Below are 25239 nucleotides of genomic sequence, written 5' to 3'. Positions count from 1 at the left end.
CACCTTTCAATCAAGGGTTTTTGGCTTATTAATTGTTTGGGACGCAATCAATAATTGACCTAACGATAATCCGCCATCATTACAAGGCACTTTCTTATGGGTATAAACGGAGAACCCTTCCTTTTTTAGTCGGCTTTTAATTTGTCTAGCTAAGTACAAATTTTGAAACGAACCACCTGATAGGATAACATTTCGATTTAGTGTTGGTCTCCTTTTGATAAAAGTTAGAAGCATTTTTACGCACGCTGAAATAATCGTTTCATGGAAGGTTGCTATGATTTTTTCCGGTTCTAACTGGTGCAGATGATCTTGAATGATTTCATAAATCATCGGGGAAACATCCAATTGAAAAAGCCCATTTTCTATAAGTTGTATAGTATAGGGGTAAATCTTTTGTTCGTCTTTATTCGTCCTATTCATAAAATCAGATAGCTGAATCGCTGCTTCTCCTTCATAAGTTGACTCTAAACATATTCCTAGAATGGCACTAACGGCATCAAAAAGACGTCCACAAGTTCCCGCCAATGGTGTATTTACTTTTTTATCAATCATATTTTTGATTATATGAACTTCCTCTACCCTTTCAGGGAAAAGTTGTGTGGCTAGATCTACTCCTTCTTCAGGCCAATAGTGCAATATCATTCCAATAGCGTTTCTCCATGGTTCTCTAACTGCCTTATCAGCTCCAGGTAATGGTGAATAGCGTAAATGAGCAAGTCGTTCGAATGAAGATGCATTTCCATATAACCATTCAAAACCCCAAATATGTCCATCTTCTCCGTATCCCGTACCATCTAATATAATTCCTAAACATGGTTCCTCTAGCCCGTTGTCTGCCATACACGATACGTGATGAGCATGGTGGTGTTGTACAGAAATAATCCTACCTTTTAGCTCATTTCCAATAAGAGTCGTTTCATACTCTGGGTGTTTGTCGATTGCAGCATATTTTTCTTGAAAGCATAAATAGTTTTTAAAATGATTTTGTTGCTTCTTATAAAAACCAACCATTTCTTCACTATCCAAGTCGCCAATGTGTCCGCTCATCACAATATGATTTGGCTTCCCTATAGCAAACGTATTTTTTTGATTACCCCCTAAAGCTATGATTTGATCAACGTTTGCTTTTGTTAACAAAGGATCTGGTGTATAGCCCCTAGCTCGGCGGATAAAGGATACTCCCTCTCCGTCACATTGAACTACCGAATCATCAATTGGATGTTCAATTGGACGATTATGATATAAGGTGTAGTCGGAAAGGTTTTGTAGTAACGGTAGTTCTTCGTCCTTAAAATAGATAGGTAGACCTGATGGGTTAGCACTCGTCATTACAAGAAACTCTAAGTTAAGATGATCGAAAAGAAGATGGTGCAACGGAGTGTATGGTAGCATCACTCCTAGTGTAGAGAGATGTGGTGATAAATTGTTTGGTAACGGACAGTCTTTTCGTTTTTGTAGTATGACTATCGGCATTTCGGGGCTTTTTAAGATTGCTTCTTCTTTTTTAGAGATTAAACATATCTTTTTTGCGACATCTATGGATTTGACCATGACTGCTAAGGGGCGTTGTGGTCGTTTTTTCATTTCTCTTAACCTGCTAATAGCATCCTTTTGGTGGGCATCGCATGTCAGATGAAATCCACCTACCCCTTTTATTGTAATAAGTTTCCCTTGTTTAATTAGCGCTTGAGTTTTCGTAATAGCTACGTAGTCGCTTGCAATTTCATTTCCAGTGTCATCGGAGAGTGAAATAGTAGGTCCACAATCTGAACAACAAATCGGCTGTGCGTGATGTCTTCGATTCATCGGATCATCATACTCTTTTTGACACTGCTTACACATTTTAAAGGAATTCATTGTTGTCATCGTTCGGTCATATGGAAGTTTACTTATAATCGTATAGCGTGGACCGCATTGTGTACAATTGGTAAAAGCATATTGATAACGTCGGTTAGTAGGGTCCGACATTTCAAGTAAACAATTATCGCAAATGGCTGTATCGGTTGGCATCCACGGAATAGTACCACCTTTATCATCACTTTGTAGGATTGAGAATTGTGTATACCCTTTAAGTGACTGTTTCTCTACGGTAATGCTACGAATGATTGCTAACCGTGGGCGTTTCTCCTTTAATTCTGCTACCATTTGAGATAGTGGCAATTCTTCTCCTTCGGCAAGGATTAGGACACCATCTAAATTGTTTTGGACAATCCCAGTTAGTTGATATTTAATTGCAAGTGAATAGACAAACGGACGAAATCCGACCCCTTGGACCCGTCCTGTTATAGATATTTTTATCGATTTTCGGAACATGTTTTATAAACATCCTTTATCCAGGTGATCCAGTCTTCAAGTCCTTCACCTGTTTGTGCGGAAACGGCTTTTAATTGCGCTTCTGGATTAATTGTTTCCAAATCTTTTCTTGCTTCATCTAAATCAAATGTTACATAAGGAAGTAGATCAACCTTATTAATTACTGTTATATCCGTCCTGCGAAACATAACTGGATATTTAGGAATTTTATCATTTCCTTCAGGAGTACTTAAAATAACAACCTTATAATGTTGACCTAAATCGTATCCAGATGGACAAACTAAGTTCCCGATATTTTCTATAAATAAAATATCGATTTCGTCTAGTTCAAATAGGGGTAGCTTTTTCGCAATCATTCTAGCATCGAGATGACAACCGCCAACAGTATTTATTTGAACCGTTTTAACCCCCAGTGCTCGTAAACGTTCGGCATCACGCTCTGTAGCCAAATCTCCTTCAATTACTGCAATCTGTAACTCATCTTTTAATGCTTTAACCGTCTGTTCAAGCAAAGTTGTTTTACCTGCACCTGGTGAACTCATTAGGTTAATAACGAGAGTTTTATGTTGATGGAAGAGGTTCCGGTTATAGGTTGCGGCTACATTTTGATCTTTAAGAACATCTTTTTGAAGCTTAATATTCATGATCATCACTTCCCTCATAAGATTCAACTTTAAATGTTTCTCCAGAGAGTAGAACACTAGTTGGAAGCTCACATTTTGGACAATAGGCAATTCGAAAATCGGGTTCAAATTCTAGCTCACACACTTTGCATTTTGCTTTCGCTACTTCTCTAATTATCGTTAGTGTTGTTGTTTGATCAATGATTGGATCACTGCTATGTTGCGATAAATATAAAAATGCTAAATCTAGTGCATCTGGCAAGACATTTGAAAAATCACCAACAACTACTTCAACCGTTTTGACTTTTTTAATTCCTCTTTTCGCAGCATCTTCAGAAACAATCTGGATGATATCTGCCATCAGAGACATTTCATGCATAGTTAACACCTTCTACCACTTTTCTTCATACATTTTTATTCAAATATAAGTAGAATAAGAACAATACAGTCGGCAAGCTATTGTATTTGAAAATGTTTAATAAGATAAAATTAACAGGAAATTGACTAGGAAAAAATTTAAAAAATGCATTGGATTAAATCCTAATGCATTTTCTTCTGAGTTCTTAAATTGTAATAAATTAAATCAATATTTTTTAACAGGATGATCTACAAATTTACTGTTTTTATCTACGCTTGAATACGTGGAACGACCAATATAAAGAGGAATTGAGAGCTTTTCAAAGTTTGGTAAGCCATTTTCTAAAAAAAGATCATTGTCACGATAAAATTGGACAATGTCTCCTACAAACCAATCATGATCTCCATATGAATTTCGGTCAATTACCTCACACTCGTAAGCTATATATGCCTTATGCAGAATGGGTGAGTTCGTGGATAATCCTTTATCAAATTTCATATTTCCTTGTTTAAACTTATTTACATTTGCCCCAGAATAAACGCCAGCTTGTTGAATAAAATTTGCTTCTTTAAAGGGGACGAAGTTGATAGCGAATTTCCCTGCTTCTTTTATTAATTGGTACGTATGGCGTTCTCGACCAATCGCTACCCCATAAATTGGTGGCTCATAGGAAATGTATGAGTGCCAGCCTGCAGCCATGATATTGTCTTCTCCCTTATGAGAAACGGTTACAAGAGCAACCATCCCAGGGTAACTGTGCATGACCTGTTTATTTATTACTTCGATCATCTAGTGACCTCCTCTTTTTATCTTTTCGAATCTTGTCTTTTTTTGATTTACATTACTAATCTTAACTTAAATACCATAGTCGTTAAAAATATTTGAATTCTATCTTAAAAAAAGGCTCTTTTCTCAAAGATTGTTGCTCTAAGCTATTGGACCGTTAACCAAGCGTAAGCTTGGTTCTTCACGCTTTAGCGTGAAGCTTTTGCACATAAATTAGCCAGATGGACAAATGAATTTGTCCATTAGGGCTAATTTATGTGGAAAAAACGGTCTAATAGCAACAGAGTTTACGAAAACAGCCTAAAAAAAAGAGACAACAACCATCGTCATTGTCGTCTCGTCTTTATTTGATAAAAAGTAAGTATCTTCTAGAAATATATTACTTCAGGGTACTTGTCTACTTTAACATCTACAGCAAATCGACTCATTCCAATCGTCATTCTTCCATTGTCCATAGTCGTTAAGCTCGCCATGTGTACGAAGCTTGGCACCTGATCATCAGGATAAATCGCAACGTTATTTTTCACTAACTGAATACGATCCCAATCGGAGAGCATTTTGGTTTCTGCATTTTTGTCTCGGCTTGTTATGTCAGTTGCTAGTCGAACAAGTGGTGTATGAGTTGGTTTTTTCAGGTTTTGATAAGGGTTGGCAAAGATCGTTGTTTCAAAAATACCTGCCAGTCTAAACTTTTCAAGCGTTCGATAAACCGCTTGTTCGGCCCCGTTACCGAAGTTACCAGGTACAATACAAATATCAGCTTTTAACTCTTTAATACTTTCAACTCCTGCCATTAGCGTATACATATCAGAGCAAATTACAAAGAGAGCCTTCTTCGTTTCACCATTAATGTCGATATCAACTAAGTTTAAGTAATCATAGTCCCCGACATTAATTGCTGGGAACTTTTCATCATATTGTTTTCGTTCAAATGATTGAGGAGTAATTTTGGCTTGTGGCGTATGTACTCTTCCTTCTTTTGTAAAAATCGTTAACGTATTATAGTTCTTTCCTGCTTCTGCATGAGGTAAATCGTTTGGAATAATATTTAACGTTGTGATTACATTAATTTTGCGTTCAATGCAAACTTCTTTTAGTTTTGTGAAAGCGATTTCGGAATGATCGCTAGAATTAGCAACATATTCAGGCAATACTGCTATTCCACCTTCTGGAATGTCCTGTAATTGTTTTAAACAATCTTCTAATATAGCTGACTCTTTGCTCATCGCATAACTCAAAACATACCAAGGATGGCTTGAATTCATTTTATCTCCCCCTAAATCAATCTATTGTAATATTCTAACATTTATTTACGTGGATGGGTATATGAAAAATTTAAACGAGCATTAGCGTTTACTTATAAAAAATGCTTCTAAGCAGATACTGTAAATGAGGAGGTGAATGAATAGTGAGCCATATTCAAGCACTACTTATAAAAACGGCGATGTCAGGTATCGTCTTATTAATTGTTTTAACAGGAATTTATAATTATCCAGCTGGCGCGACGATTGGATTAGCTGTATTAATTGTCATTTTAAGTTATATCGTCGGGGATTTAGCCATACTTAAGGCCACAAATAATACGATCGCGACACTTTCCGACCTAGTGCTAGCAACCTTGGTAATATGGATTGTAGGTCCTTTTTTCCAGGGGGCGATGATTCCCTTTTCAGTTGCACTTATTTCAGCTATCATTATTTCTGCTGGTGAGTGGGTATTCCATAGGTTTTTTGTGAGGACTATTGAAGATGGTCGAGTCAAAACAGAAAGTTAATTAATAAATAAATTTCCCTTAATATACAGTGGTGTATTGAGGGTTTTTTCATCTCTCTCCTAATGGGATTTTTTTACATTTAAATAAAGCGTTATTTGTGAATTTATATTGCGCTTTAGATCAAAATATCTTTTGGGCAAGTCCCATTAAACATATTGGAGGCGTTTAAATGAATATTGCAGCACATGAACTATTGGAAACTTCTGAAGCATTAAGAACAAAAGCCGCTGAAATTGAGCAACATGGTGTATTTGCTGCTCAATGTAAGGACCAACAGCTTAAGCAAATTTTAATGAGACATCAACAAACAATGCATCAAGCATACCAGCAAGGTGTTAACATGATGCAAGGTAAAGGTGCTCAAGTAACTCACCAAAGTCCTTCGTTTAACGCACAAAATGTGAGTACTGGGATGCACCAACAAGTTACGATGTCTGCTCCTATGGCAAATTCACAGACCTTATCCGATCAAACGATTGCGACTTTAGCTCTAAACGCACACAAATCAGGAGCTGTTATGGGAATGCAGTGGGCCAATGAATGTGCTGATCCACAACTTCGTATGTACCATGTGAACGGTGCTAACATGTGTCAAGAGATGAGCTATGAAATTTGGAATTGGATGAACCAAAATGGTTACTACCAACCACCAACTTTCTCTTCTTCTCAAACTTCGCAAATGACAGCTATGTTCCAGCCTACAGATGCTACAATGAACACAACAAATGCTATGAATGCTATGAATATGAATTCTATGAATTCATCAATGAATCAAATTCAAGGTAACAACAACTATCAGTAATTATTAAGTGAAATTCTTTTCAGTGGGGGTACTTATCTTCCACAAAAAATTAATTGAACAAATCATGTTGTTCCTCTATCGCTTATTTTCGACTTAGCCTTTTTGCTTCATCAGTGGCTTGAAGTGGAGCTTTAGCGCCAGTTGAAACGGGAAAAAAATATTCATGGAAAAAGAGCAGATTTTTCCTAGTCTGCTCTTTCTCTACTTTTTTTAAAGTTATCTAAGCACTTTTTACAAATACAGGATTTATGGAGCTGCTCTTCTGTTAATTGTTTAAAAATTGCTTCAGGGAAAATTTCCTTGCTACACCAACAGGTGGATTGGCCAAGTTCGTTTCCACAGTTGTTCGATTGATTACAAATTGGACATTTTTTCACATCAATTTTCATTTTCTTCCTCACCCTTATGTACTTCTTTTTCTACTAATTTAGTTGTTAGAAAAAGTCTTCTTTCTATAAGAATATTGTACTTTAATTAGGTATAAAAAAGTATATGTTTCCCTAAACTTTATCTTTTTCATCTTCTCACTTATTAGGTTTATAAGTTTTCGCCTGAATGTATTTGGTATAAATGAACACAATAAAGAGGAAATTAAATAGCAATGTAAAAGAATGTTGTTGGTTTTCTCTTAGGAGGTGAAGCAATGCCACAGAGAAATGAATTAAATTTTTTTACAGGAGATAGAGTTATCGAAACGGCAGAATATGTTTGTGACGCTGGTGTCATGAAACAGTTTAAAAATAATGATTCTTTTCCTGTTTGTCCTGTTAAAGGTGGACAAACGACCTGGAGAAGAAAAAGTAACTCTTAGCAAAGTTTAAATGCACTTGTATGATATGGCAGGTGATCCCCAGTTTAATTGAAAATAGAGTGTAGATAAAAAAATCAAATTAAAGGGGTATTTTAAGAATGCAACAGAAAAATGGAAAGAAACAAGTACCTATTGATGATCGACAAGAGCAACTGCAAAACATAGATGAAATAAAAAATAGAGAAAACAAACAACCTGTTCCTCAACCGAAAGACTTTGAAGAAATTGAATATTAGGTCAGTCATGAACTTACTACTATTTTAAGGAGAGAATACTGATGGGACGAGCAAGAAATCAAAAAGTACGCGATAAAAATAAAGCTGGATTACCGCAAACACCAAAGAAAGACATCAAAACCGATGATCAAGATTTGGAACTAGCAAAAGAACTTGATGATCGGTATGAGTTAAAGGCAAGACCTGGTTACTCCCCAACAGAAGTTAACCGTAAATAAAAACAGTGGATAGTCCACTGTTTTTTATTTTGTTTCTTAGTTGATGCTGTAGTACCATGTACCATCAACTTTCTCCTTGTTACATTCATTTTTTTCATATAGATATTCCAAATGAGCGACTGTCTCACCTAAGGCAAATCTGACATCGTGGACAGTAAGCTCTTTACGAAACAGTTTTTCACATGCTTCAATGACTGTGACTCTCTCACCAATTATGTCGAATGTTTCCGCTAATCGCTCTTCGTGATGCTTAATAATTTCCTCTATTCGTTCATTTGCGTTATAAAACGGTTTACCATGGGAAGGTATAACAAAATCAGCTTCCAGCTTTTTAATTTTTTCTAGTGATTTTAAATACGAAGCTAACGGATTTTGCAAACCATAAATATGATACGAGATGTTGGGTGTAATTTTAGGAAGTACATGATCTGTAGAAAATAAAATTCCCTTTTCTTTATTATAGAAGCAAACTAAACCACCTGAATGTCCAGGGGTGAAAAGAACTTCGTAATCATATTTTCCGATTGGGACTTTCATATGCTCGGTAAAATGGTGATTTATGACTGGATGTGGTGTAACTCTTTTAATAAATCCACTCGAATTATCGGATAGTTTATTAATGAGCTCACTCGAAATACCACACTCTTTATAGAAACCTTGAAAGATTTTTGTTGTCTGCGGGTCCCATGCTACTTTTGCTGTTTCAGCATCTTCTTGTGACATCCATACATCAGCACCTGTCTTTTGCTGTAATTCACCACCATAACCATAATGATCAGGGTGATAATGAGTTAGAAAAATATTAGAAACATCTTTGTTCCCTAATGTTTGTTGCCACACCTTTTTAGAAGTTTCGTTATTTAATCCTGTATCAATCACAGTAACACCGTTTTCCCCTTCAGCTATAAAGCAATTGACATGATTCAGTTTAAACGGCAAATCAATCGTGACCATAGTAACACCTAGTTCATCTAAATTCATTTAGTACATCCGTCCTCTCGTTTAATTTAATTTTCAGTGACTTCTATCGAAAGTCAATTCTAGGGCAAGACAATCAAATAAAGATTTATTTTTTGAATATTCATTCTATTTTCATTATACAACTAAATCTCTGTTTAAGCACGAATTAGATTGCGGAATGGATCAAGTTAGTGCCAATGAGGCGACTATTTGAAAGAACATGTGCAATTTGATGTTATAGCTGTGATATATGTAACGTAGCAATTCGCTATCAGGTATATAGCAGAAAATTAACAATTGTGTAGAATGATGCATAATGGTGTCAACCGTCGTTGAAGTATGTATTTTATATATAAAGAAATGCATAAATGGAGCCAGGCACCCTAAAAGGGTGCCTGGCTCCATTGCTTAGTTCTGACTTTATTGTGTTTCTATCGCTCCAGCGATATCGTATTGGGCTAAATCAATTTCTGTAGGTTGTCCCAAAGCTAGCTTTGCTAGTTCCGCACCTAAATAAGGGCCCGCAGTTAATCCTGATGCTCCTAAACCATTTGCAATAAGAACTCCTTCAAAATTCGGTAATTGACCAATCACAGGGAGAAATCCTGGAGTAAATGGCCGGAAGCCGACCCTTGTTTCAACAACAGTACTATCTGCTAATCCAGGGGCTACAGTTAATGCTTTATCAAATATTTCATGAAGACCTCCTGGAGTTACACGAGTATCAAAGCCTTTTTCATCTTCATGTGTCGCTCCTATCACTACACGCCCGTCTTCAAATGCGAGTAAGTATTGATTATTTGGTGGCATAACAACGGGCCATTCACTCGTATCAGTATTTACTACTTCTAGATGCACGATTTGCGCTTTTTGTGGTTTTACGACGAACTGGATACCGAGTGGTTCAAGTAAATCTTTTGCCCAGGCTCCAGCTGTTACAATAACTTTATCAGCCTGATAGGACTCACCATTTACTATTACACCTGTAACCAGATTGTTTTCAACCTCTAATGTTACGTCCCCAGTTATTTTTTTTGCTCCGTATGTTGTCGCTGCATTGACCATTGCATCGCGAAGTGCTCTCCCATTAACACGAGCACCTCCGCTAATATGGATTGACCCATAGTCATCAGAGAGAGGTGGAAATAACGCTTTCGTTTCAGCTGGAGTTAATCTTGTAATTTCGCCAATCTCTGGTGCATCCTCTCTTCTCTTATATGCTCGTTCTTCCATTTGATCAAGCTTTTTTTCATCGGTATGTAAACTAATTGCACCAACTCTTGCATAACCTGTATTCTTTTCTCCAATTCCTTCTAATTCACGAATTAAAACAGGATAAAACCTAGCTCCACCTTTAACGAGTTGGTACCAAGCTTTATTTCTTCGCTGTGTTAACCACGGACAAACAATTCCTGCCGCTGCGTCAGTTGCTTGTCCATTGTCTTTCCTGTCTACTAACGTCACCTTAACACCGGCCTTCGCCAAGTGATAGGCTGTTGATGCCCCAAGAATTCCTGCTCCAACTACAATATATGTATTCATGCAAACACCTTTTCTGTTTCTTAATGTGTACAACTATTATTTTACAAAACATTCTTTACCGCAACAAACCATATCCTAACTAATTTTATGTATTAAAAATAGAGACTGACAAATTCTCAGTCCCTAATCCATCATTAGGCTTTCTCTTATTCAGGAAGACGGTTTTTAAAGGCTTCCTTTTCGGCTAAGTAACCATCATCGCCAGACGACTCAATTTTCGGCTCTTTTTGCTCGCTGTTTTTTGGGAATTCTCCAGGGTGGTTCTTCTTCTTATGATTGAAGCTTTTTCCTCGTGCCATAATTAAAAACTACCTCCTTTTTAGTTCATACATGTTCATTTTCTTCATAAAGGCAGCTACTTATGTATTTTGTACTAATTTAGGGTTTGAATAAAGTGGAGTAATATTATTCCTTTCCCGTATAAAAATTAAGCTCTGTTGTGTATTGGTTTTAAGCTCATCACAAAAAATTTCATGCTCATTTTTTCAACCTATCAGTACCTGAACGGCGTGTGAAAAAATTAACCTTTCACAAATCAAATCCTAAACTCACGCGGAAATCAACAATGGCAATAACTAAAAATATAAAAGGGCTATAACATCATTACTATGTTATAACCTCTTATATCACGTTTTAATTACATACTTAACTCCTGCAGCTTCCATTGCTTTCACAATAGCTGCAAGATGCTCTTATCGCTTATTTGCAATCTCAATGGATCCTCGATTGTGAAGTACATCAGCTTTCGATGTCACACCATCCACTACATAAATTATTTCTACAACAGAATCATCATTTCCTTCGACTAGCCCAATCGCATTTTCTGCTGCTCTTAAGGAATATTCTGATCAATCTGCTGCCACAAGGATACGTTGAAACATTTCATCACTACTACCAAAAGCACCATTTTATTGTCTGTATATTTAAATGGTATTACGAAAGCTATACCTTACAAGATACAGATTTTCGTCTATCTAGTGTCCAGAGGCCTAAGTAGCACCATAGTTTTTACTAAATCAATAATATGCTTTTAATGAAAATATGGATGATTTTTACGGGGCTATACACACAAGATGCCTGTTTATTTCCCCCTTAGTCTTGTTCTATTAGATTGATAAATGATGCGACAGCTCGTACATACTCTCATCGATTGTATGCTCTTGCTGTAAAACTTCTGCTATTGGATAATGGACTAGACGATTATACTCAAGTCCAACAGCTAATCCTTTTTTCCCTACTAGTAATAATTCAACCGCATATGCTCCAAGTCTACTCGCGAGAACTCGATCAAATCCAGATGGTTGTCCGCCTCTTTGAAGGTGTCCTAGCACAGTAACTCTAGGTTCAAGGTTGGTCTTTATTTTAAGTTCTTCACCTATTTCAATAGCACTCCCAACACCTTCTGCTACAACAATAATACTATGCTTTTTTTCTCTTTTCGTCCCACGTTCTAATCTCTTGACCACTTCATCGATGTCGTACGGTATTTCTGGAATTAAGATTGTTTCTGCACCTGCTGCTAAACTGCTCCATAGAGCCAAGTCGCCCGCATGCCTTCCCATTACTTCAATTAAAAATGTGCGTTCATGAGATGTAGCGGTATCTCTAATTTTATCGATAGCTTGAATGATTGTATTTAGTGCTGTATCAAAACCAATTGTATAATCGGTTCCAGCGATATCATTATCAATAGTTCCTGGAACACCAATCGTTGCAATACCGTGTTCTACAAGCTTGTCTGCACCACGATAGGACCCGTCCCCGCCGATAACGACTAGTCCATCAATTCCCCGATCTTGAAGTTGTTTCACCGCTCTTTTCTGCCCTTCACTCGTTTTAAATTCTTCGCTTCTGGCAGAATGTAATATCGTACCACCACGATGAATGATATCACCAACAGAACCTAAGTGGAATGGTTGAATGTCACCTTCCATTAGGCCTAAATATCCACGGTAAACTCCAAATACGTCTAGGTCATGAAATAGTGCTTTTCGAACGACTGCGCGTATCGCAGCATTCATTCCTGGTGAATCACCACCACTTGTCAAAACGGCAATCCGTTTCAGAATGACCACTCCTTTTTAGTCTAGCTGTTTTTGTATACTTAGTTGTTTTTAGATTTTTTTAGTGTAATTCTATTTCAAGTGCGGCACTAAAGTGGGGGTTTTTACCATCATATACAAATTAGTATTTTCTTTAATGTTATTTAAAATTCATTAAAAAAACTAAAGTATCTTTAAAAATCAATTTCTACTAGTCATTAAACGAAGTAATCTACAATACTTTGAATAAGTAGTCTGAAATACTTGTAACATTCCTCATTCAATTGTAAAATGAATACAGTTTCATATGGAGGTTCCTTGTAGGAAGGGAATCGAAAAAGGCTGCCATTTATGGTCAGCCTTTTCCTTTGTCCTTTTTACTTATCGGTCATCTGTAGCTGACGGAGTCTTGCTCGTTCTTTGATCATAGTAATCTCAGTAATACAGCGCTTGAGTTCATCTTCTGAAGCATTCTTCACCATACGTTCGGTTAGTTGTTCAATTTGCTTAAGTTCTTCAACATTTAAATAATCTTCATTATTCATCGTATCCACCTTTCTATAGTTTTTTATATATTCTTAGATGAATTCATATCCTGGAAATATTTTGAATGGGAACATAAAAAGAGGAATTAGAGGTATGTACTATTGTACTATAACACAGATTTGTCACATTTTAAAATCTTATACGTTAATTTATACTTATTTCTATTGTATTAGAAAATACATATTTTTTGTTGGAATACAGTTTGAATATGGAACCTTGAAATTACAGCAAGAACTTTGTTGCTATTGGACCAAACCCCAAAATCAGCGATTATCAACAACATGTACAAATTTATTTAACCACCTGGCTCCGTAAAGAGTGATGGTCCAAGCTTATGATTAATAATCGGTCCAATAGCAATCACGTCGTTCTTTAATAAAAACAATACAAGTAATTTTATACAAGTGAGCTGTTATATATTCTATTTTACTATCATCACAGGGCATTTTACTCTTTTGGCCACCTTATGACTGACACTTCCTAATACCATGCTTTGTAATGCATTTAGTCCTCTACTCCCGATGACAAGACAGTCGAAGTTTTTATCATTTGCGTATTGGACAACTGTTGGACCAGGCTCACCCCGTAATATTTTAACTTGATGTTTAATTCCTTCAATATTAAAAAGATGAATAATGTCCCTTAACTTTTCTTTCCGTGTTTGTTCGATTTGCTTTGGGTCATCACAATGAAGAACATCTGCCTTAGATGTAGAGCTATTAATGACGTAGATGACTTCAACTAAACTATTTGCTTGGGTCTTAACCAATTGAACGGCTTTTTCAGCTGCACGAATGGAGTGTTTGGAGCCATCTGCAGCTAAAAGTACTTGTTGAAACATCTAATCCCCTACTTCCTAATAAAAATAACTGAATATTCTAATAATAAAATATCAAAAAATTAGCCCATTTTCAAAACTTTATTATTTACATTAAACTACCACTTCGAATAATAAAAAAATATACTACTGGCTTTCAAATAATCACTACATTAGGTTTAAAAGGCTTACCAACGTAGATGTAGGTTATTGTAATGTTCTACAAACAAAAAAACCTACTGCTTTCAATAGGTTTTTTTGGAAACAGACATTATTTTTTTATTATAAGGTAAGGAAAAGGACATCTTCTCCACTTACAGTACTTTTCAAACATTAGGAGTTACAGCGAAAAGATATCACTTCTCCTTGTACTAGTATTAGCCCCACCTACGCTGAATACTATGATAGCCACAATTGCTATCCTGCCTACTTCAACTATAAATGAAAACGCTTACATAGTCAATAGGTTTCCACCCAACTCTTCATAAATTTACCTAATTCAGTATGAATATTCAGTCCAACATTTTAAACGAACTGTCTAAAGATCCGATGAATCATCATAGTCGTAACGAAACCCATCATTTTGAGCCGTTGCTTCTTCATTACCAATCATCTGATCATTTGACGCATTTTCCATACCCTCTTGGACATTATTAGTACTAGGTTTTTGGTCTTTTTTTGATTTGCTCAAAATATTCACCCCTATCTTTTTCCTATTTTGTCATGTATATCATTTGTTATTCTCTTTTTTATATACTTGTTTCCACTTAAGTAACAAACAACAGCATGTAATTTGTCTTCCTAGTAATTTTACCTATAAAAATACACCCCAACTGTTAGATTGTGTGTCTAACAATTAGGGTGCAATACACTTAAATGGTCTTTCTAAAAATTATGCTGCTTTTTTTTCGTCAGCATCAATTTTAAATTCTGCCTCTGCACGGTTTAGTTTTAACTTATAAGCAAACAATGCAAGAATAATTACCGTACCGATAGCAGCTGCTACATAAGATGTTGTCATTGGTAATCCAAATCCAATTGGTGCGTTAAAGATAAACGTAAGAGCAACCATTGTCATAAATGTCGCAGGGATCGTTGCCACCCAGTGGAATTTATACTGAATAGCTAAATACATTGCTCCAACAAATAATGCAATTGCACTAATTGCGGCATTCGTTACACCGAAATATCTCCATAGTAACGTGAAATCCATGTTTGTTAAGATAAATGAGATTACGAATAACGGTACCGCAATCCATAAACGACTCAGAATTTTAATTTGTGGTAAATTGATATATTCTGCGATAATCATTCGAGCCGAACGGAACGCTGTATCTCCAGATGTAATTGGTAATACGATAACACCAAGTACAGCTAAGGTACCACCGATAGCACCTAATAATGTAAAGGCAACTTCACTTACTACTAGACCCGCACCGCCTGTAGCGATTAATTCACTTAAATCCTGTCCGTAGAAAAGACTCATCGCTGCAGCTGCCCAAATCATCGCGATAATACCTTCTACTATCATCATTCCATAAAAGACTTTACGACCATTTCGTTCATTTTGCAATGTTCTTGAAATAATCGGTGACTGTGTTGCGTGGAACCCAGAAATAGCACCACATGCAATTGTAATCATTAATAATGGGAAGATCGCTGCTCCTGTAGGGTGCATATTTTGTAATGTTAGTTCAGGAATTGGTGCACCTGTTATAATCAGCATACCACCTACACCAATCGCACTAATTAATAGAAGTGCTCCTAAAATTGGATAAATTCTTCCGATAATTTTATCAACAGGTAACAATGTAGCTACAATATAGTAAATAAAAATAGCTCCCGTAATAATCCCTAATGCAATAACTCCATCCATTAAGCTAAATAATAGACCAGCAGGCGCTGTTACGAAAACGGTTCCAACTAGAAGTAAAAGAAGTACTGCAACAGCATTTACGATATGCTTCATACCTGTTCCTAAAAACTTCCCAGCAAGTTGTGGTAAATGCGCTCCTTTATTGCGGATGGAAATCATTCCTGTTAAATAATCATGAACAGCCCCCGCAAAAATAGCACCTGCGACGATCCAGATAAAAGCAACTGGACCATATAGTGCACCCATGATTGGACCAAAAATTGGGCCAACCCCAGCAATATTTAATAGCTGGATCAATGAGTTACGATTTGTCCCCATTGGGATATAATCAACACCATCCTTCATACTATAAGCTGGTGTTTGTCGTGCCTCTTTTACACCGAAAATTCTTTCGATTAGCTTTCCGTACGTATAATAACCAATTATTAAAAGTGCAATCGCAATTAAAAATGTAAACATTTATGAACACCTCTTTCTTTTGTGAATGCGTTTTCATTATGTTATTATTCTAGCATCTTTGAACAAATTGTGACGAAAACTTGTCCAACATGTTGAATGAGGATGTTAACATGTAAGTTTTTAAGGTTATATGGTAAGAATTAAAGCTCCAAACGTTCCCTTAATGATTTTACATAGTTACGACTAACAGGAATTTCATCTTTCTTTCCTTCGACTTTCAACTGATAGGCGCCATTAAACCAAGGAATTAGCTCTTCAATTTTATCAAGATTAACTAAGTAACTTTTATGAGTTCTGAAAAAAGGAAAACCTTTTAACTTCTCCTCTAATTCTTTAATTGGTGTCTTCAAGCTAAATTTGCGGTCTTCCGTACATATAATAGTCTCTCTTTCCTCACGATATAAATAAACAATTTCAGTTGGAGATAAATAAACGATACGGCCTTCGTCCTCCACTGCCAGCTTTGCAATTGGACTGACTTGTTCAGCTTTCTCCTCTCGGTTTAATCGTTTTTTTATCCTTTTCATCGTTTCATTCAACTGGTCCTCATCGAATGGCTTTAGAAGATAATCTAGCGCATCGACGCGGAAAGCTTTAGCTGCGTAATTTGGGTAAGCTGTTGCAAAAATAATAAGTGGAATCTTCTTCATCTTTTGAAGTGTACGTGCTAAATCTAATCCCGACATTTGCGGCATCTCAATGTCAATAAACGCAACATCAGGCTCTTTAATCATAATCATTTCAAGGCCCTTTTCTCCAGAATCAGCCTCTGCTACAATTTCTATATCACTGTAGTTTTGTAATAGATATTTCATTTCGTCTCGGCTTAAAGGCTCATCATCTATAATAATCGTTTTAATTTTCCTATTCATTCTACTACCTCACTTTTTACCTATCGTAAACGATATACTCGTACCTTCATTAAGATTACTATCAATTTTAAGTGATGCTCCGTTTCCATACATCATCTCTAATCGACGATTTAAGTTATATAGGCCAATCCCAGTACCCGTTTCAGATTTAACACTTTCCTTCCCTAGATGCAGAAATTTTTCTTCTGGAATGCCAATACCATTATCTTTCACTGTAATATTTACTTTTCCACCATACTTTTTTATTTGAATTATAATACAGCTACCATTAGTTAATTGTTTCACACCGTGCTTTATCGCGTTTTCTACAATCGGCTGTAACGTCATTGGAGGGACTTTGTAATGAAGGGCGTCCTCATCGATTTCATATAATATCGACAATCTATCGGCAAACCTTGCCTCTTCAATTGATAGGTAGGCCTTAACATGTCTTAATTCATCTTCGAGTGTCGTTTCAGTTGCTGTTGTCCCAGCTAAGTTTTGTCTAAAGAAATGAGAGAGTGAGATCAATAGCTTTCTTGCTTTCATTGGATCGGTTCGAATTAGCGCCACAATTGTATTTAAAGCGTTAAATAAAAAGTGAGGACTAACTTGAGCTTGCAATGCTTTAATTTCCGCCTGCTTGGCAAGTTCTAAATGACGCTCAACCTCCGACAACTCGAGTTGATGGCTTAATAAGGTAGAGAGACCTTTACTTAATTCAATGACCATTGGAGAAATTTGCTTTTCAGATTTAAAATAAAATTTCAAAGTACCGATTGTTTCATCTTTTAGTTTAAGTGGAGCGATTACTGCTGCATTAAGGGAACAATTCATATCCTTACATCGAATTTCACCCGAGTGAGCGATCACTAGTTGTCCATCTCTTAAAACGCGCTTAGTTGCTTCTGTTTTTATTTCCTCGCTGGCTAAATGATGGTCTTCACCTTCACCAACAAAGGCTAACACTTTTTCTTTATTGGTTACTGATACAGCATCTACATTAATTTCATTTAATAAAATCTCACAAGTCGGTTGTGCAGATTGCTTTGACAAACCGCTTCTTAAGTATTTTAAAGTAAGATCCGCAAGCTTAAGTGCTTTTTGAGCCTGAAGAGAGCCCATCTTTTCTTCTTCTTGAATGACATTGCGAATAATTAAAATAAAGATAGCTGTACCAATTCCATTCGCAATGATCATAGGAATCCCGATACTTTCTACGAGTCTTAGTGCTTGGTCATATGGCCTTGCAATAATTAAGATTAATACCATTTGAACCGTTTCTGCTCCCATCCCAACAAAAAGAGCTGTTTTTATCGAAACGATGTTGTTGCGATCTTTTGTTTTTTTATAAAAATAACCTGCAATTAAACCCGATATAATTGCTGATAAACCACAAGCTAGACCAGTAAAACCTCCTAATAGAAAACGATGAACCCCAGCTATAATTCCAGCTCCTAATCCAACTGCCCAACCACCGAGCAATCCAGCCACAACGACTCCAATGACTCGATAATTAGCAATCGCTTCGTTTTCCCCCACATCAACAACAATGCGACTATATGATGCATCAGAAACATTAATCGTTATACCAGAATAGGTCCCGATAATTCCAAATAACCCAAAAATAACGATTACAGCAATTTTGTGTGACTTTGAGATTTCTTGTTTTTCAATTAAATGACGAACGAATTTTAATCGCGTTAAAACAAATGCTACGGCAATTATAATGCCCAGTCTTTCGATCATAACAAATAAAAGTTCCCACATAGTCCTAACCCCTATAAAAATCTAATATTCATATGCTATTTGATAGTATACACACATTTGTTGTAAATTTCTAAATATTGAAATGCTATTGATTTTGTAATTTTCATCTAAAACCTTATGTCAAGCTACTAGTTATTCTTCCATCCTTTTCCTTAAATTTTGCCTGTTAAATAACGGTAAAGACAATATGATGTTACGAAAAAAAAACCTTCTAAGGATAAACATCATTAGAAGGTAAGTAGTTTCTCATTGAATTAAAGTAACATTCCAGCAATAGCGGCACTTAGTAATGAAGCAAGTGCCCCCGCTAATACTGCTCGTAATCCAAAACGTGCGATATCACTTCGTCGCTCTGGAGCTAGTCCACCAAGACCACCTAATAAAATAGCCATTGAACTTAGGTTAGCAAATCCACATAGTGCAAAACTAATAACAGCAACAGATTTATCAGTTAATTGTGGAATTTCTGGAGCGAATGATGCATAAGCAACAAACTCATTTAAGACAAGCTTTTGTCCGATAAAGCTGCCAGCAGCTAATGCTTCAGACCATGGGACACCAATTGCAAATGCGATTGGCGCGAATAGAACCCCTAAAATCGCTTCAAGTGATAACCCTTCAAATCCAAACCATCCGCCAACACCATTTAAGATCCCGTTTATCAAAGCTATTAACGCAATGAACGCAAGTAGCATCGCCCCAACGTTAAGCGCTAATTTAAGACCTACACCTGCTCCACGCGCTGCGGCATCAATAACATTGACCGATTCTGTATCTTTCTCAATTTTAATATCATCTGTAGTTTGAATCGTTTCTGTTTCTGGTATAATCATTTTCGCCATAATTAGACCTGCTGGTGCTGCCATAAAGCTTGCTGCTAATAGATACTCTAATGGTACCCCTAATAATGAGTAACCGATTAATACTGATCCAGCTACAGACGCAAGTCCACCCGTCATAACAGCAAATAACTCTGAATTGGTCATCTTACTTAAATACGGTCGAACTACAAGAGGTGCTTCTGTTTGACCGACAAAGATGTTAGCTGCAGCGGACATGGATTCTGCTTTACTTGTTCCTAAAATCTTGGCGAGTGCACCACCAATCAGTACAATCAGCCATTGCATGATTCCCATATAATAAAGCACAGAAATGAGTGCAGAGAAGAAAATAATAACTGTTAAAACTTGAAAAGCGAAGACAAAGCCGATACCTGACCCTTCTACAAATAAACCGCCGAAGAGAAAGTCTATTCCTTCATTAGCATACCCCGTAATATTTGATACTCTTAAGGTTAACCATTGAAGTGCTGCACGTCCCATGTCCCATTTTAATACGATAAAAGCAAACGTAAGCTGGATCGCTAAACCACCTAATATCGTTTGTAATTTAATGGCTTTCCGATTAGTTGAAAAAAGATAAGCGATAAAAAATACTGTTAAAATTCCAAAAATACCCCATAAAAAATTCATAAAACACTAACCTTTCTAAACTTTTGTGAATGATATAGTTTACTAGTTTTGAGATAACAGAACGATGTAATCCCAATTGGAAAACGGTTTCAACCATTAGAATAAAAGCAAACATATTAGTGATTACTAATACAAAATTGTAAATTGTTTACTACCTTTTGGGATAACAAAATAATACGTTGTAGGATGTCTGACGTCTGTCACCAAAACTATTATAAATGGTTATTTTTTATGAGTAAATAGCTATTAAGAAATAGTTTTTATGTTTTTATCGCTTTTTGGTAGTATCATAATCATTAAGTAAGTTGAAAGGTTTGAAATGTAAGCTAAAATCTACAATAAGAAGCTGACACCAAATGTGCCAGCCCTTTCTAAGAAAGCAATTACCCAATGTCCAATTCGCCTAATAACGCAATTAATAATTGAATTAGAACTTGAATGTTTGCAGCGATTTGTGTGTCTGTTGTAGTTACATCAACGTTTTGAGAGCCATCGATGACGATTTTCTGTACCGTTTGTTGTTTAATTTTAGAGGTTTGTAATAACTCTTGTGTAATGCTATCAGCTTTACTGCTATCTGCAATTGAAATGTTAATGATTAACGCAATTACAGCTTGTAAAGAAGCTTGTAATGAAATGGCTGCTTTCGTATCTGTTGTATTTACTGTTACATCACAAGAGTTCATGATGTGAATTAACTCTTCAGAACTTTGAATTTCTTTATTTACATTTGCAGCTTCTACTTCAATATTATTACTCATAAGGTTAATTCCTCCTTTATTCGTGATAGTTTACCATATGTGAAATGTCCAAGATTGTTATGGACAACAGCACAAGGCGTATGTTGATTTTTTGAAAAGGAGGATAAAAGCCTAAAATTTTTTATCTTCTGTATAGGGGCTTATCACTATGCGTGGAATTTTCGGCAACGACTAAGGAAGTTATTCAAAGTTGATTAAAAAAAACCCATTCATTGTGAATGAGTTTTGAAGTGGAGTGATTTCCTTTTAGATTTCTGTAAACATCTCACACTATATTAAGTCTTGCAACGTTTTTTCAAGATCTGTAAACTTAAAGTTAAATCCGTGTTTTTGTAATTTTTCTGGTATACAGTTTCTACCTGTCAAAGCCAAGCTGGGTTCAGTTCTCATGATGAAATAGGCACCTAGCCATACAAAAGGTGCTGGTGCTGGTGGACTCCACCCTTTCCCCATTACCTTCCTTAATATTCTCATGAACTCTTTGTTTGTAACTGGATTTGGTCCAGTCGCATTAAAAATACCAGAGTAACTAACATTTTCAATCGATTCAAGAAACATCTCATTTAAGTCATCTATATGTAACCAACTAATATATTGTTTACCTGCCCCTACTGTTCCGCCTAAATTAAACTTGGCTAACTTTTTTAATGGTTCAAGTGCCCCGCCATCTTTTCCTAATGCAAAACCAATTCGCAGTAAAACTTGTCGTGTATCTGGTAATGTCTCTTTATAAAATTCTTCTTCCCACTGCTTACATACTTCTACAGAAAACCCTTCTCCAAATGGTGAGTTTTCATCACATACTTTACGTGTATCACCAAAAATAGCTAATGAACCAGCTTGAATAAATGCTTGAGGTGGTTGTTTACTATTTATTACTGCGTCCCTTAAGACTTTAACAGACTGTATCCTTGAGGCAATTATTTCGTCCCTGTTAGCTTTCGTATATATACAATTAACACTCTTTCCAGTAAAGTTGACGATTGCGTAACTACCATCCAACTCTTTTTGCCAGTCACCTAAACGAACCCCATCCCAATGAACATAACGTATTCCATTAGTTGACATTGATTGTCCTCTTGTAAGAATAACAATCTCATAGTCTTTTTCTAATAAGAATTGAGCAAGTGACATACCTAAGAAACCAGAACCACCAGCCAACACAATTTTTTTACTCATTTAACCAAATCCTCCCCTATTAGTCTAGAAATCTACTTCGTTGTTCTAGTGATGGAAGCATACAACTTTCTCTTTTACCAAACCAGCGATAGCGATTTTTGGCGATGAAATTATAAACAATATTTCTAATAGGTGCTGGAGTTAAACGGAAAACAGTCAAGAGCTTCCATGGTCCATCTAGATACTGACAAACTTTGAGAGCAGCGCTAGATTTTATATATGGTTTATTATTGTCAATTAGCACAAAGCTGCTCATATCATGTGGTAAACGATATTCATCTAGTAACTTTTGCCCCACTTCACTCTGAAGTGAGGCAAATTTAAAATAACCATGCTGGTCTCTTTTTAAAATAAACTGAACACTATGATTACAAAAATTACAAACCCCATCGAATAAAATAATCCCGCTCATAACGTTCACCATCTTTTCCCTATTCTTTTTAGTTCACCCTGATTGTACTATAAGTTTAACATATAATCCCAAGTAACAAAAAAATCCAATTAAAATTATTAGAATGTAGAATTATCTATCATTAATTCGGTTCCTATAATTACTCTTTTCCCCTTTTCACAAAATAATAGAATAATTGTTAGAATTGGACAAAGGGAGACATGCGTATCAAATTACAGTTTAGAACATAATTTTTTCATTAACACTGAGAAATTCTAAGGGAATTGTCCTCTTTTCTAATAGCTTCCCAAAGATGATGTTCAGAAAAATGATCAGTAAAAAATTAGCATTGGATCACTTAAAGTAGTGATTCCAATGCCCGAATTGTATAAAAAACACGATAGTATGACTACTTTCTTCACTCTGGTATTAACTGTGAGGACTGCGATTCTCTAAAATCCAGCTATTAATGCTTAAGTTGTTGCCCTACATATTTCCCATAATCGGGAACAGCGATCCGTCCAAAATTATCGGCCAACATTTTTAAACTTGTCGACAACTCTTCCCCCATCATCGGTAATCCGTGGCCAGTAATAGCAACGGACGGTCTTAATCTTTGAAGTTTTTTAACTGATTCCCATGCAGCTTTCCAATCTGGCGTAAAGTAACGAGGAGGACCACTTATTTCCTTTTTTTGCGTTAAGACCGAATATAAAGATTCTTGTTTAACTGTAACAAAGGCATCACCTGCAATTAGTGTTCCATCATGATCCCTAAAGTAAGAAACGTGTCCAGGGGTATGACCAGGTGTATGAACCCAACAGAAACCCTCCATACCGGGGATCATTCCATTTGACGGTAAGGCTTGTACGTGACTTCCTAAATTTATAGGCTCATTCGGAAAAAGCGATGATAGTTTCGCTATGATTCCACCCTCTACTGTTGGATCAGGTTCAGGGTAACTCTTTTTACCTGTTAAATAAGGTAACTCTAAAGGGTGCGCATATACTGATACCTTCCAATGCTCCACTAATTCTAAAATGGACCCAACATGATCAAAATGACCATGAGTTAATACAATTGCCTTTGGGCGACTATTAGCACCAAAGCGTTCTTCAATAGTAGCTATAATTTCATTAGCAGAACCAGGCATACCAGCATCAACTAAAATAAAATTATTCCCATTAGGATTACCTACTAAACAAATATTTACGATTCGAACATTATAACAATAAAGATCCTGTAATACTTCTACACCTTCTCCACTTGTCGCTGAAATAGCTGGTATAGGTTTATAATCTGCCCCATATGTCATTGGTTGTTGTTCCATATTGAGTTCCTCATTTCTGATTACTTTTCATAACAACCATAATATACAACTTCTGATGATGATTTATGTAACCAATAAATGACTCAAGAATATGAGGATATTGAAATATTAGTTCAGTACATAAGAATGATGAGAAAGTATTCTTTTAGGAATACACTAAAGCCTACTACTGTCATATACTGGGCATATAACATGCATGCGAGGAGGCAGTTATGAAGATCGAAAAGGTTTTTACAAACTATGGATATGACTTGCTAATAAATAACGTTTTACATAAACGTTGCTTGTAATGTGTGGTATGAATTCGGTATGAATTCGATGGTGAAAAGGGTTGTTGCGCTCATTGTATTGAGCATATTCAAAAAAATAAGAGTCTGCCTTTAAGTAATAATAAGCAAATAAAACCCCATAAATCTAAAAAGGCACAATCTATTTAGATTGTGCCTGCCTAGCGACGTCCCTTTAAACCTTTCTTTCCTACGGGGACGTTTTCCATGTCGCCACTTCTTCGATGATCCTTCATAATTGTTCTACGAAAAGAAAGGTTTCCTCTCACAGGGGGTCTTGATGTTACTCCCCTCGCTGCTATTTCATGTTGCTCCCGTTATTTGCTTTCCTTTCGAAGCGTTGTCTCTTCCAGCCAAAAGCTCTTCATAGTCTGTAGCTTACTCAGTTTTTTTGCATTAAAAAAGCACAACCCATTTGGATTGTGCTTTATGCCTAGCGACGTCCTACTCTCACAGGGGGAAGCCCCCAACTACCATCGGCGCTGAAGAGCTTAACTTCCGTGTTCGGCATGGGAACGGGTGTGACCTCTTCGCTATCGCCACTAGACTTTCGGATTTTGATAAACGGCGAATTTCTTCGTCAGCTGCAATTTTTGCGGCGTTCACGTATTATTACATACGCTCCACTCCTCAAAATTTTGCTTCCTCGACCTACTCGCTTCTAACAATTTTATTATTGGATTTAAATCAACATCTGCTTCTGAAAATCGTTATAATGTTGAGAGTGGTTCTCTCAAAACTGGATAATGTGCTAGATGAATTCAACGCTTTATTAATTTTGTCTAGCTTCAATGCCTAGATTTTTGTGTCGTTTCACTTCTTCAGTTGAAGTTACCACTTCGCCTTTTGAAGCGTAAGCGCCTGCAAATCTGAACAAGGCATTTCCGCCTTTCATTTTTGGATAAGTCCTCGACCGATTAGTATCTCTCAGCTCCACGTGTCGCCACGCTTCCACCCGAGACCTATCAACCTCATCATCTCTAAGGGGTCTTACTTACTTGACGTAATGGGAAATCTCATCTTGAGGGGGGCTTC

26 protein-coding genes and 2 rRNA genes are annotated in these 25239 nt (G+C 36.4%); 5 read left to right on the top strand and 23 right to left on the bottom strand.

Annotation, left to right across the window (positions count from 1 at the left end):
- Positions 1 to 6 precede the first annotated feature (6 nt).
- The 5 genes from hypF to GKP30_RS05755 form a co-directional block, all read right to left on the bottom strand.
- Entirely contained in the window at positions 7 to 2313 is a 2307-nt protein-coding gene (hypF, locus tag GKP30_RS05775) for a carbamoyltransferase HypF (RefSeq protein WP_216828473.1), read from the bottom strand.
- Positions 2295 to 2957 (bottom strand): hydrogenase nickel incorporation protein HypB, encoded by a 663-nt coding sequence (gene hypB / locus GKP30_RS05770; RefSeq protein WP_216828472.1) that lies wholly within the window; start codon positions 2955 to 2957, stop codon positions 2295 to 2297. The genes hypF and hypB overlap by 19 nt, the downstream gene beginning before the upstream one ends.
- The gene (locus GKP30_RS05765; RefSeq protein ID WP_216828471.1) at positions 2947 to 3315 is read right to left on the bottom strand and encodes a hydrogenase maturation nickel metallochaperone HypA/HybF; all 369 of its coding nucleotides are present in this window, start codon (positions 3313 to 3315) and stop codon (positions 2947 to 2949) included. Before GKP30_RS05765 ends, hypB begins: the two co-directional genes overlap by 11 nt.
- Before the next feature lie 204 nt (positions 3316 to 3519).
- Positions 3520 to 4083 carry a flavin reductase family protein gene (locus GKP30_RS05760; protein ID WP_216828470.1) on the bottom strand — a complete coding sequence of 188 codons (564 nt, stop codon included), beginning with the start codon at positions 4081 to 4083 and terminating at the stop codon, positions 3520 to 3522.
- Between the two features lie 365 nt (positions 4084 to 4448).
- A complete protein-coding gene (locus tag GKP30_RS05755; RefSeq protein WP_216828469.1) occupies positions 4449 to 5345 on the bottom strand; it encodes a hypothetical protein in 897 nt (298 codons plus the stop codon).
- A gap of 143 nt (positions 5346 to 5488) precedes the next feature.
- On the opposite strand from GKP30_RS05755, the gene GKP30_RS05750 reads away from it, so the two are divergent.
- Together GKP30_RS05750 and GKP30_RS05745 are read left to right on the top strand one after the other, a co-directional pair.
- On the top strand, positions 5489 to 5854 hold the full coding sequence (locus GKP30_RS05750) for a DUF2512 family protein (protein WP_216828468.1): 366 nt from the start codon (positions 5489 to 5491) through the stop codon (positions 5852 to 5854).
- Between the two features lie 169 nt (positions 5855 to 6023).
- Positions 6024 to 6656: a spore coat protein gene (locus GKP30_RS05745; RefSeq protein WP_216828467.1), complete on the top strand. Its 633-nt coding sequence runs from the start codon at positions 6024 to 6026 to the stop codon at positions 6654 to 6656.
- A 185-nt stretch (positions 6657 to 6841) separates the two neighbouring features.
- Here the strand turns inward: GKP30_RS05745 and GKP30_RS05740 are convergent, their stop codons facing one another.
- The gene (locus GKP30_RS05740) at positions 6842 to 7045 is read right to left on the bottom strand and encodes a cysteine-rich CWC family protein (protein WP_216828466.1); all 204 of its coding nucleotides are present in this window, start codon (positions 7043 to 7045) and stop codon (positions 6842 to 6844) included.
- Positions 7046 to 7299: 254 nt separating this feature from the next.
- Between GKP30_RS05740 and GKP30_RS05735 the strand changes: the two genes are divergently transcribed.
- From GKP30_RS05735 to GKP30_RS05725, 3 genes are all read left to right on the top strand, one after another.
- Complete coding sequence (locus tag GKP30_RS05735) at positions 7300 to 7467, top strand: hypothetical protein (RefSeq protein ID WP_216828465.1); 168 nt, start codon at positions 7300 to 7302, stop codon at positions 7465 to 7467.
- A 98-nt stretch (positions 7468 to 7565) separates the two neighbouring features.
- A complete protein-coding gene (locus GKP30_RS05730) occupies positions 7566 to 7703 on the top strand; it encodes a hypothetical protein (protein ID WP_216828464.1) in 138 nt (45 codons plus the stop codon).
- Between the two features lie 41 nt (positions 7704 to 7744).
- Positions 7745 to 7921, top strand: coding sequence for a YfhD family protein (locus tag GKP30_RS05725; RefSeq protein ID WP_216828463.1), 177 nt, complete (start codon positions 7745 to 7747; stop codon positions 7919 to 7921).
- Between the two features lie 36 nt (positions 7922 to 7957).
- Here the strand turns inward: GKP30_RS05725 and GKP30_RS05720 are convergent, their stop codons facing one another.
- From GKP30_RS05720 to GKP30_RS05640, 17 genes are all read right to left on the bottom strand, one after another.
- Positions 7958 to 8902 (bottom strand): MBL fold metallo-hydrolase, encoded by a 945-nt coding sequence (locus tag GKP30_RS05720; protein ID WP_216828462.1) that lies wholly within the window; start codon positions 8900 to 8902, stop codon positions 7958 to 7960.
- A 399-nt stretch (positions 8903 to 9301) separates the two neighbouring features.
- Positions 9302 to 10423, bottom strand: a complete 1122-nt coding sequence (locus tag GKP30_RS05715; protein WP_216828461.1) for an NAD(P)/FAD-dependent oxidoreductase — start codon at positions 10421 to 10423, stop codon at positions 9302 to 9304.
- Between the two features lie 146 nt (positions 10424 to 10569).
- On the bottom strand, positions 10570 to 10722 hold the full coding sequence (locus tag GKP30_RS05710; RefSeq protein WP_216828460.1) for a hypothetical protein: 153 nt from the start codon (positions 10720 to 10722) through the stop codon (positions 10570 to 10572).
- An 807-nt stretch (positions 10723 to 11529) separates the two neighbouring features.
- The gene (gene pfkA, locus GKP30_RS05705) at positions 11530 to 12489 is read right to left on the bottom strand and encodes a 6-phosphofructokinase (RefSeq protein ID WP_216828746.1); all 960 of its coding nucleotides are present in this window, start codon (positions 12487 to 12489) and stop codon (positions 11530 to 11532) included.
- A gap of 353 nt (positions 12490 to 12842) precedes the next feature.
- Positions 12843 to 13010: a hypothetical protein gene (locus tag GKP30_RS05700; protein WP_216828459.1), complete on the bottom strand. Its 168-nt coding sequence runs from the start codon at positions 13008 to 13010 to the stop codon at positions 12843 to 12845.
- A gap of 422 nt (positions 13011 to 13432) precedes the next feature.
- On the bottom strand, positions 13433 to 13852 hold the full coding sequence (locus GKP30_RS05695) for a universal stress protein (RefSeq protein ID WP_216828458.1): 420 nt from the start codon (positions 13850 to 13852) through the stop codon (positions 13433 to 13435).
- A gap of 514 nt (positions 13853 to 14366) precedes the next feature.
- A complete protein-coding gene (locus GKP30_RS05690; protein ID WP_216828457.1) occupies positions 14367 to 14519 on the bottom strand; it encodes a hypothetical protein in 153 nt (50 codons plus the stop codon).
- Positions 14520 to 14720: 201 nt separating this feature from the next.
- Positions 14721 to 16163, bottom strand: coding sequence for a carbon starvation CstA family protein (locus GKP30_RS05685; RefSeq protein ID WP_216828456.1), 1443 nt, complete (start codon positions 16161 to 16163; stop codon positions 14721 to 14723).
- A 140-nt stretch (positions 16164 to 16303) separates the two neighbouring features.
- The gene (locus tag GKP30_RS05680; protein ID WP_216828455.1) at positions 16304 to 17035 is read right to left on the bottom strand and encodes a LytR/AlgR family response regulator transcription factor; all 732 of its coding nucleotides are present in this window, start codon (positions 17033 to 17035) and stop codon (positions 16304 to 16306) included.
- Between the two features lie 9 nt (positions 17036 to 17044).
- Positions 17045 to 18784: a sensor histidine kinase gene (locus GKP30_RS05675; protein ID WP_216828454.1), complete on the bottom strand. Its 1740-nt coding sequence runs from the start codon at positions 18782 to 18784 to the stop codon at positions 17045 to 17047.
- 254 nt (positions 18785 to 19038) lie between these two features.
- Positions 19039 to 20256 (bottom strand): NupC/NupG family nucleoside CNT transporter, encoded by a 1218-nt coding sequence (locus tag GKP30_RS05670; RefSeq protein ID WP_216828453.1) that lies wholly within the window; start codon positions 20254 to 20256, stop codon positions 19039 to 19041.
- Positions 20257 to 20639: 383 nt separating this feature from the next.
- The gene (locus tag GKP30_RS05665) at positions 20640 to 21017 is read right to left on the bottom strand and encodes a spore coat protein (RefSeq protein WP_216828452.1); all 378 of its coding nucleotides are present in this window, start codon (positions 21015 to 21017) and stop codon (positions 20640 to 20642) included.
- A gap of 270 nt (positions 21018 to 21287) precedes the next feature.
- On the bottom strand, positions 21288 to 22196 hold the full coding sequence (locus tag GKP30_RS05660) for a TIGR01777 family oxidoreductase (RefSeq protein WP_216828451.1): 909 nt from the start codon (positions 22194 to 22196) through the stop codon (positions 21288 to 21290).
- Positions 22197 to 22215: 19 nt separating this feature from the next.
- Positions 22216 to 22608 (bottom strand): thiol-disulfide oxidoreductase DCC family protein, encoded by a 393-nt coding sequence (locus tag GKP30_RS05655; protein WP_216828450.1) that lies wholly within the window; start codon positions 22606 to 22608, stop codon positions 22216 to 22218.
- 445 nt (positions 22609 to 23053) lie between these two features.
- Positions 23054 to 23902 (bottom strand): MBL fold metallo-hydrolase, encoded by an 849-nt coding sequence (locus GKP30_RS05650; RefSeq protein WP_407928594.1) that lies wholly within the window; start codon positions 23900 to 23902, stop codon positions 23054 to 23056.
- Between the two features lie 733 nt (positions 23903 to 24635).
- A 5S ribosomal RNA gene (gene rrf / locus GKP30_RS05645) occupies positions 24636 to 24751 on the bottom strand.
- A gap of 350 nt (positions 24752 to 25101) precedes the next feature.
- Positions 25102 to 25239: ribosomal RNA gene (locus GKP30_RS05640) — 23S ribosomal RNA — on the bottom strand; the annotation flags it as partial.

This window comes from Alkalihalobacterium elongatum, from assembly GCF_019024285.1.
Classification (GTDB): Bacteria; Bacillota; Bacilli; order Bacillales; family Bacillaceae_F; genus Alkalihalobacterium; species Alkalihalobacterium elongatum.
This window is presented reverse-complemented; position numbering and strand designations above follow the sequence as displayed.